The sequence below is a fragment of the Wolbachia endosymbiont of Mansonella ozzardi genome (genome assembly GCF_020278625.1).
GTDB lineage: Bacteria > Pseudomonadota > Alphaproteobacteria > Rickettsiales > Anaplasmataceae > Wolbachia.
Genome location: NZ_JADAKK010000040.1, coordinates 6825 through 10507, shown reverse-complemented (window position 1 = coordinate 10507; position 3683 = coordinate 6825). Strand labels below are relative to the sequence as shown.

At 35.0% G+C, this 3683-nt stretch carries 4 protein-coding genes and 1 other RNA gene; all 5 read right to left on the bottom strand.

Going from position 1 to position 3683, the window contains the following annotated elements:
* Window positions 1-457: sigma-70 family RNA polymerase sigma factor (locus IHO40_RS04220; protein WP_225536907.1), on the bottom strand; the 457-nt coding region annotated here is incomplete at its 3' end.
* Window positions 458-731: 274 nt separating this feature from the next.
* Window positions 732-1409, bottom strand: coding sequence for a P44/Msp2 family outer membrane protein (locus IHO40_RS04215; RefSeq protein ID WP_225536906.1), 678 nt, complete (start codon window positions 1407-1409; stop codon window positions 732-734).
* Window positions 1410-1740: 331 nt separating this feature from the next.
* On the bottom strand, window positions 1741-2055 hold the full coding sequence (locus IHO40_RS04210) for a YbaB/EbfC family nucleoid-associated protein (RefSeq protein WP_225536909.1): 315 nt from the start codon (window positions 2053-2055) through the stop codon (window positions 1741-1743).
* Between the two features lie 21 nt (window positions 2056-2076).
* Window positions 2077-3561 carry a DNA polymerase III subunit gamma/tau gene (gene dnaX, locus IHO40_RS04205; RefSeq protein ID WP_225536905.1) on the bottom strand — a complete coding sequence of 495 codons (1485 nt, stop codon included), beginning with the start codon at window positions 3559-3561 and terminating at the stop codon, window positions 2077-2079.
* Window positions 3562-3576: 15 nt separating this feature from the next.
* An RNA gene (gene ffs / locus IHO40_RS04200) (signal recognition particle sRNA small type) lies at window positions 3577-3674 on the bottom strand.
* Window positions 3675-3683 lie beyond the last annotated feature (9 nt).

Genomic DNA, 3683 nt, shown 5'->3' with positions numbered 1-3683 from the left:
CTCTGTTTGTATATTGTAAAATTCTTTTCTTTATTTTACGCAAACTAAAAAATAGCTTTCTTTGCGCTTGCGTTGTGCCTATTTTTACAAACGACCAAGATTTCAATATAAAGTCTTTTATTGAAGCTTCAATCCACCACACCGCATAAGTTGAAAAGCGAAACCCTAAATCAGGATTAAACTTTTTCACTGCATGCATTAAACCCATGTTTCCTTCCATGACCAGGTCCATAAGCAGCAGTCCATAGTTTTTGAACTTCATTGCAATTTTCACTACCAAATTCAAATGACTGGTAATCAACTTATGAGCGGAAGAAATATCTTTGTATTGGTGCCAATTTTTTGCTAATCGTACTTCTTCTTCTTGGGAAAGCATAGGAAATTTTCGCACCTCAGCAATATACTGAGTGAGATTAGTACTACTGTTAATACATAAGCTTGTTGTTGGGATTAACATAACAACTTAAATTAAAACTCCATACATATAATATATTAATTTTCTGACAAAAACTCAAGATTTAATTTAAAAAAGCATGTATACCTTTGCACCTACCTAGGATCTCAGATGTCTTAACACTGATTGTTAGCATACAACTCCATAAACTAAAGTAGCCTACATATGTCATTCCAGTGTTTAAAAACACTGGAATCCACATTTCTTTTTTCTAGGCCCCAGCACCAGTTACTTGAATGACAAAACTGGGACAACAAGAAGAGTTGCTAAGTATGGACTAGAAGTTAAATGCCACTCCAGCTTCTGCACCAATAGTGCTGTAAAGAACCTTTATTTTACCATCATCCTTAGTTGTTGCATCAAACTTAGCACCATAAGAACCGAAATAACGAGCCCCAGCAAAGAGTTTGATTTCTGGAGTTACGTCATAACTAACCCCAGCTTTTGCCTGATAAGCAAAACCAAATCCTTTTTGATCCTTAACTGCGTCAGCTTTAGAAGGATTACTGAGATATGCTGTACCAAGACCAACACCAACGTATGGAGTGATAGGCATATCTTCAATTGCTACATCGTAATACACGTTAACTAGTCCTGAAATTGCTGTTAAATTGTCTGCAGCATCTGGTGTAAATGTTGCATCTTTAATATCGTTCCTGCTTAGCTGCGAATAGAGCCCTTCGATATCAACTCTGATATCGTCCATTTTGTAACCAAACGCACCACCACCAGCTATAAAAGATGCTTTTAAAGGATCTTGATCTTCATTGCCTTTTTTATACTCAATACCCTTAATCTCTGTTTTAAAAGGTAAAAGTTCACCGTTGTACTGCAAACGAATGTAGTAATTAGTTTCTTCATCAGCTATTGGACCAACAGGATCTGAAAAAGCAGCGTTTGATAAACTTAGCAACGTCGCTAAAGCGGTTGCTGAAAAAAACTTTTTATAATGCATAATTGCCCTCGTTAAAAAAATTAAAATTCCACTTTAGCAATTTAAGTAAAAACTAAAGTTAAGTCAAGTACTAACTTAATAACATGAAATATTTGACATTTAAACCAATTTTTAAGGGGAAGGTGAAAATTTTATTAATAAAAAGATAATTATATAACTTTTTACCTTTGATTTTTCGGTATTTTTTTACTGACTCTAGTATTTTTTTACTTTCTGTGTACCATCTTCGCTACTGCGATTTCTTTTGTCTTTGCATGATATTTCAAGTATATCATATAAGACAATCCTAGTACCAAAGATACAGAAACCTAGTTAGCAATACAGAGAATTTTTAAAAGGGAAGTTTAAACCCAGGTGGTAACCCCATCATACTTGCAAGATCAGAGGTTGCATTTGCCATGTCTTCCTCTGCCTTTTTAATGGCATCGTTGAATGCTGCTGTTACTAAATCTTCTACTATATCTTTCTCCTCGTTTTTCATAAGTTCTAAGTCTATGCTTACTTTCTTAGCTTTATAACTACCTATTTTTACAACTTCCACTAACACAGAAACTTTGCCGCCCCCGGAAACACCTTGAAATTCTTTTCCAATATACTTCTCTTGAGCTTCCACAAGCTTTTTTTGCATCTCTTGTGCTTGCTTCATTATTTGACTAAAATCCACAACCTACTCCTTATTCTCTATATTAACTACCTTTGCACCTTTAAACGTATCAAGTATACTCTTGACTGCAGGTGCATAATTAAAATTACTTACTTTCCTGCTCATATAGCCTGCATCGACTGTGACGACCCATTCTTGCTGAGTCACTTGATTTAAGTAATTTTTCAAGTCATTACAAAAACTGTTGTCCAACCAAGATACGGACCTCAATTTTAAATACCCAGGTTTGCAATCTACCAATTGTAGGTTACTACATAGCTGTTTGTAAAGATAAATTTGGTTATTCTGTTGTAATAGTTGCAGAATTTTATCAAAATCATAATTTTTTTGCTGTGCGCTCTCTGTGTTACGCATATTCCTTTGCTGTGTATTCTGCATAAGAACTTTTTTGACTACTTGCTCGGGAGAAGGTAAATCAGAAAGATAACAGAGGCTAATTAACACCATTTCAGCAGCAATATCGTTACATGTTGAAGTTTTTATATCCTGAGTTCCCTTGAGTAACATCTTCCACAATCTCGAGAAAAATATTAAAGATTTCTTTGCACTTAAGTCTTTTATCCTGTTCTTTTCACATTCTATAACTGAACTATCAATTTCTTTTGTAATCAAATAACGGCATATTAATTGAATTGTTTGCAATAGACCTTCGAAGACACTGAGTGGGTTTGCTGTCTTTATTGCCTTGTCAAATACTGACAGAGCTTTCTCTAAATCACCATATAATATTGCTTCCAGTAGATTAAATATAATATCTTTATCCACCAGACCGAGTATTTCTATTACATTCTTGATGGATATTACGCCATCTTTGCTATATAACACTGCTTGATTCATTAAAAATAAAGCGTTACGCATCGAATTGCTACAGTGGCGTGCAATTAATTCTGGTGCCCCACTTTCAATGAGATGATTTTCTTTTTGTGCAATGTCATTCAACCGCTCCACTATTTTGGTTGCAGGGATGTTATGCAAATCAAACCTTTGACAGCGTGCAATAATAGTTATCGGTATCTTTTTTATCTCTGTAGTCGCCAGGACAAACTTTACACTGGGTGGTGGTTCTTCTAGGGTTTTAAGCAATGCATTAAATGCACTGCTGGATAACATGTGTACTTCATCTATAATGTAAACCTTGAATTTAGAGATTATAGGTGAATAGCAAATGTCTCCTAGGATTACTTTGATATCTTCAACGCTAGTGTAACTTGCTGCGTCGATCTCTATCACATCCGGGTGACTTGAATTCTTTATTGCTAGACAATTTTCACATGATCCGCAAGGTTCAAAAGTTGGTCCTAAGGAACAATTCAAACATAAAGCTATTATTCTTGCTGTGGTAGTTTTACCAACTCCGCTACTACCAGAGAGCAGTATAGATTGTGGGATTTTGTTGAGAGTAAAAGCGTTTTCTAATATACGCACTAATATATCTTGACCTATTAGATCTTTGAAGCTACTAGGACGATATTTTAATGCTATGTTCATAACTTACGATAAACAAACAGTTCAATAGGTATGCAACCCAAAAAGATTCTGATATGGCTGCTTCATCTCTGACCTGACCAAGTTACAGAGTTTTTGCCTGCATACCTTGTAAGATATTATAC

Excerpts from the sequence above, each read along its gene's own strand:
- IHO40_RS04215 (WP_225536906.1), bottom strand. The coding sequence starts at position 1,409 with ATGCATTATAAAAAGTTTTTTTCAGCAACCGCTTTAGCGACGTTGCTA.
- IHO40_RS04210 (WP_225536909.1), bottom strand. The coding sequence starts at position 2,055 with ATGAAGCAAGCACAAGAGATGCAAAAAAAGCTTGTGGAAGCTCAAGAG.
- dnaX (WP_225536905.1), bottom strand. The coding sequence starts at position 3,561 with ATGAACATAGCATTAAAATATCGTCCTAGTAGCTTCAAAGATCTAATA.